The following is a 5,120-nucleotide window of genomic DNA, read 5'->3' as shown; positions in this document are numbered from 1 at the left end:
ATATCAGTGGGGTGGGCATCCTGCCCGCCTGGGAATTGTAACGGGCAAGATGCCCGTTTCACAGCCAGATGCCCATTCCATCAAGATGCCCGTTCCATCAAGATGCCCGTTCCACAGCCAGATGCCCATTCCACCAAGATGCCTATTCCACAAAATTATTAAAATCATGTAGATTTGACTCATGGGTTTGCGCCACAACTCTCTAGAGGTCTTCAGTTGACTTGCAATTTCCTGATATTCCATCTCACTCGCGAAACTTAGCAAGAAGATTTGCTCCTGATCTGGGGAGAGTTGATGCTGATGAGGGATGTTAACTAGGAAGGGATGAGACAGCCTTATTAAAGTTTAAAACTATTCTAATTTTTTCTTGAGCCTTGAAAGAATAAAGAAAGTATAGGTTTTCTATATTCTGAGTTTCAACACCAGGGATCCCATGACCGAGGAACAGGAGGTTGTGTTGTATTGGTAACAATTGGTTCTTGTGGCTTTTCAGCACATTGATATTGTTTTTGTTTACCTCCTACTGTTCTGGAGTTTAGACTATATGGCACGCTCAAAATACACTCCGAAATGAATAGCTTATATCCTGGCAGCCATCAGAGAGCATGGATTAGACCGTGTTGGATATCATGCTGGTGGTATTTCTGGTGCAACTTATTATGGCCACAGTTCAGAAGTTAACGGGTCATGTGTCTCCTGTGACCATTACTAAATATGTATAGACGGGGTGAGGATACGAAACGACAGGCGGTGCCAAAGTTGGGGTTTTAGGTTTTTTCACGTGTTGGGTTTCCCAGAATTAGAGAACGGCAAACCTACGGAGCAATTATTCACAGTCTCTCATAGTTTAATGCGATTGTCACAGAATCTCCAAGATGTACCACATAACTATATAGCCCAAACTTTAATCGCGATTGTCACAGAATCTCCAAGATGTGCCACATAACTATATAGCCCAAACTTTAATCAATTCCTAAAAACTACTATGCAACCCGAAGACCAGATCATTATTAATACCTCTCCATCGAGCGAAATGTTGCCTCTAGGATCTTCTGAGACAATAGCTCTACTGCAATACGGAGGTAGCGCAGCCGCGATAATCCTGGCAGTGCCGTTTTGCTTTGATCAGTTGGAGAGAGACTTAAAGCCTTAGTGCCTTTGATGTTACAACCTTCAATTAGGGAGACTCGACGAAAAACAAAATATAACCACAAACTGTCAAATCACGAATAACTTTAGACCCCAGCCAATATCTAGCCATTGGTAGCAACTTTCAGAATCCGGGGTTGATCTGTTAACCCAAGCCAGAGAGTCACCCCTCCGAATCTGTGGTAAGTACATTTTTCTGCAAGCCGGAAATGCCTATCTAGAAAGGGGTTTGAGATTTGGGGTCTGACTTTTGTAAGTCAACCAGCGCTCATGGTGTCACACTTTGTTATTATTCAAGCACAATATTATAGAAAGGCTAGTATGGCTCAACAATGAAGGATCCTGAAGAAATTACCAACTACAACCTACTCAATTTACTCAATGAAGTGGTGGTTGATGCCCTTTCAGACAAGAGGAATGATAGCGCACGCAAACTGCTGTTTTTTATCAAGCGCTCTCTTCGTCAATTCAAACTAGATGGGAAGTGGGATGAAAGTGAAATTTTGGTAGAAGCATATATTCGTACACGAAAAAAAATTATTGAGTATAAAATTTCAATTGTAAATATTCCAGCTTTCCTGAATCGTGTTTCTTTTAAGATTATTCAAGAATACTATAAAACAGAAAAACAAAATAAAGAAATAAAATTAAAACTGATTGGTGAAATAAAATCAGATCTGATTCCCAAGATTACCAGTAATAATTTAATCGAACAAAAAATAGAAAAATTAATTGGTAGTTTTGAAGACTTAAGTCCTGAAGATCGAAAAATACTTGTTCTAAAAATAGTCAAAGGTTTATCATGGAAGAGTATTGCCGATCGTTTAGATATTAGACACGATGCTGCAAGAAAGAGAGGTGAACGAGCATTAAAACGTCTAAGGGAAAGATTTTTTCAATAAAAAAGACCAGCATGGAGGTTAGTCATAGACAATAATCAAGCTTTAAATTCCAGAAACCTTATGAATATATAAGAACAAGAGATGCAAGCAGACAAAGAAGTTTTGACCGAATATTATCACTTAGTAAGTAAGTCAGAGCTTACTGAAATAGAATCAAAGCGCCTGGATAAGATACTTGAGATGGCCGAGTCTGATGATACAGTAAGTTTTTTAATTAATGAGATTGACGAACTCACTTTTCAAGAGTTAGATTTTATAACAAATGAGCCAGTTAATTGTTCAAATATAGTCATTTTGGACGAATGGGTTAAAGAAAATTATGGCGATGACTGGCAGCCAAGAGAACCAGTTTTTGGAAATCCAAAACTCAATTCAGAGCCTAGCTATATTGCTGCTGGATTTTCCGGTTCTACTGAATCACGTATTAAACGAGTGCGTGAAGTAAATTTAGGGGAAGCTGGCAAAATCGAGCTAATTATTTCTTTCACAACTGAGGAGGAAGAAAATGATATTTTGGTAACACTCAAACCAATAATACATGATTGTTTACCTTCTAATTTAGAATTAACTTTAATCTTTGATGGTGAAATAATTAGAAGTAAAACTAAAGAAGGTAATAAGAGCAAAAAATTGTCAAACCGTATCTTCCTTTTCCGTGGATCAGTTTTGCGTATTCAGATATGTTTTGACCAAATTAAATTCACCCAAAATGTGATTGTTTAACTATTTTTAATCATTTTGATTAATTGAGTGGTTTTTAGTTTTTGGAGCATAAACATGAAAAAAAATTGGTATATTTTAGGGATATTTTTGAGCTTTAATGCATTAGTATTTGTAGTTTTTGTAGTGATATTGGCTCTTAACCCTAAATCGAGGGAGGTAATTGCAAGTAACTCTATCAATCGTTTTTTAGGATGTCCTGTTAAGTTTCCTTCAAATCATGATGTTAACAAAAAAAATCTGTCTAATCCTGATGAAAATTTTCAGGAAATCCTTGTAAATTTTAAAGAATCTCAACTACCTTTAAATAAGGCAAAAGTTGAGAAATATGTTCAAAAATTGTTGAATTGCCATGAGCTAAATAATTCACCAGTTCGCGTCAGTTCAGAGGAGCTGATTGATGACCACATTTATCTTCTGAAGGGTGATTCTGGTTTACTGTCAGCACTGAAAAATGACAAAAAACTATCGTAAAACACGGTAATTCAACCCAACTATATTTACTATCCCGCCTCATTACCACCAAATGATCCTTTATATCCCAAACAATGGCCGCATAAATTAACCAATATAATGGAGGCTTGGAAATATTCTAAAGGTTCAGGAGTCACAATTGCTATTGTTGATAGCGGAATATATTGGGGTAAAGATTTTAAAGACTTTGATAAAAGTAATTTTGTTCCGGGTTACGATTGTATTGATAAGGAGCCTATTGATAAGCCAGAAGAGTCCAAAGATCTTGTTCTTCATGGTACACACTTGGCTGCTATGATATCTGAAATAATTAATAACAATTATGGAGCTGCTGGCATTACAGAAGCTAAACTTATGTCCTTCCGCGTCCTAGATTTTAATGAAGATGAAAACGGGGAAGAGAGGGCCACAGGAAGCACTGCAAATATCGTTGAGTGTGTGATTAAAGCTGCTAAAAGTGAAGCCGATATAATTCTCTTAAGCTTAGAAGGCACTCATAATAAAGATCTGGAATTCAAAAAAGCTATTATGACAGCTCATAAAAATGGTAAATTTGTCATAGTAGCTGCTGGAAATGGTGCTAAAGACTACGCATCCTTTCCTGCTAACCTAGATCAAACTCTTGCAGTTGGTGCTCTTACCCGAGATAGTAAGATAGCTCCCTACTCAAATCGGGGCAAGGATATAGATATTTATGCCCCGGGAGGATTTTTTTCTACTGGAAATTTAGGTGGATGTAAACCACTTAATTCTGAAAAATCTAAATTCGTGTCCGGTATTCCTCAAATGCTCCCTAAACGAGGTAACGGAGGAGATAAACTATACGTTTGTCAAGGAACTAGTCAAGCTGCTGCTCATGTTGCTGGCATAGCTGCTTTAGTGAAATCAGTTCTTAAACAAAAGGGTATTGATAGCCCTGAAATTCTCAAGCAAATTATTACAGATACAGTACAAACTCAGAGCAACTTAGTAAGCAATGACTTACAGGTAAATAACATAGATGCTGCTAAGGCAGTTAATTTTGCCAAACTTCTTATTGAAGCGCCTGGCTCTAAAGATGCTTTGACTCAACACCTGAAACAAAGCGAAGTTAAATTTTATGGCTTTGAAGTTTATGGATTTGAAGGTGGTGGATGTCTCTGTGACAACAGTATAGACACTCAATTACAAAAACAATACTTGGGAGAGGAAATGTTTTCTAAACTTACTTTCATTAACTGTAAGCAAGATTCTCAATGCCGGAAAAAGAATATTTTTTCTAATACTTGGGAGGTTAATGGAAAACTCTATCCCGGTGTTAAAAATTTAATTCAGTTAGCTAGACTATCTGAATATCAAGGATCTCACAATTTTGCAGAAGTGTTTATTGACATGGCAGAAGCTCTTGAAAAAAAGGCTAAGTTTGAAGAAGCTCTTGAAAAAAAGGCTAAGCTTGAAGAAGCTCAGATGCTCTATGCTGATGCCCAGAAGTTGGATATTAGTCTGGCTAATAACTTAAGTAAAAAACCTTAAATTTCTACTCAAACACCCTACTATAATACTGAAGTTCCAAAATCCCAAGACTTAAGCGTTGCGGGATTTACCCACACTCCCAACGAATCTTTAAATCCTAGGCAGAACCGTTCAGGAGCTACTAGGTTATCTTGTTGTTTTACTTTTGTAAATGACGCTGTGTTGACTATTTCACATGCTCTTCTTCCTGAAAGAGCTATGAAACCGGTTGTTAAAGTTTTGCTATCGTGACTGGTATTCTGTGTTTACTTTCAACGTTGGAACTACAGAATTTACTGCGAACCAATCCTTGGATGTCAGAAACAACTTTGTCAGAGCAATTTCAGACTCACCAGACGAAAACCAAACAGTATTTCGGATGCT

5 protein-coding genes are annotated in these 5,120 nt (G+C 37.2%); 4 read left to right on the top strand and 1 reads right to left on the bottom strand.

All coding sequences use genetic code 11. From position 1 onward, the window contains the following. Window positions 1–3: 3 nt before the first annotated feature. Window positions 4–309, bottom strand: a complete 306-nt coding sequence (locus F6K37_RS31680) for a sigma-70 region 4 domain-containing protein (protein WP_287254539.1) — start codon at window positions 307–309, stop codon at window positions 4–6. Window positions 310–1,481: 1,172 nt separating this feature from the next. Between F6K37_RS31680 and F6K37_RS31675 the strand changes: the two genes are divergently transcribed. The 4 genes from F6K37_RS31675 to F6K37_RS31660 all read left to right on the top strand — a co-directional run bounded on the left by F6K37_RS31675 (window position 1,482) and on the right by F6K37_RS31660 (window position 4,757). Then, window positions 1,482–2,051, top strand: coding sequence for a sigma factor-like helix-turn-helix DNA-binding protein (locus F6K37_RS31675; protein ID WP_287254537.1), 570 nt, complete (start codon window positions 1,482–1,484; stop codon window positions 2,049–2,051). An 81-nt stretch (window positions 2,052–2,132) separates the two neighbouring features. Further along, window positions 2,133–2,774 carry a hypothetical protein gene (locus tag F6K37_RS31670; RefSeq protein WP_287254535.1) on the top strand — a complete coding sequence of 214 codons (642 nt, stop codon included), beginning with the start codon at window positions 2,133–2,135 and terminating at the stop codon, window positions 2,772–2,774. Window positions 2,775–2,828: 54 nt separating this feature from the next. Then, window positions 2,829–3,245: a hypothetical protein gene (locus tag F6K37_RS31665; RefSeq protein ID WP_287254533.1), complete on the top strand. Its 417-nt coding sequence runs from the start codon at window positions 2,829–2,831 to the stop codon at window positions 3,243–3,245. Window positions 3,246–3,344: 99 nt separating this feature from the next. Further along, window positions 3,345–4,757: a S8 family serine peptidase gene (locus F6K37_RS31660; protein WP_287254531.1), complete on the top strand. Its 1,413-nt coding sequence runs from the start codon at window positions 3,345–3,347 to the stop codon at window positions 4,755–4,757. Window positions 4,758–5,120 lie beyond the last annotated feature (363 nt).

Origin of the sequence: Moorena sp. SIO4E2, from assembly GCF_010671945.1 — a bacterium.
Classification (GTDB): Bacteria; Cyanobacteriota; Cyanobacteriia; order Cyanobacteriales; family Coleofasciculaceae; genus Moorena; species Moorena producens.
This window is presented reverse-complemented; position numbering and strand designations above follow the sequence as displayed.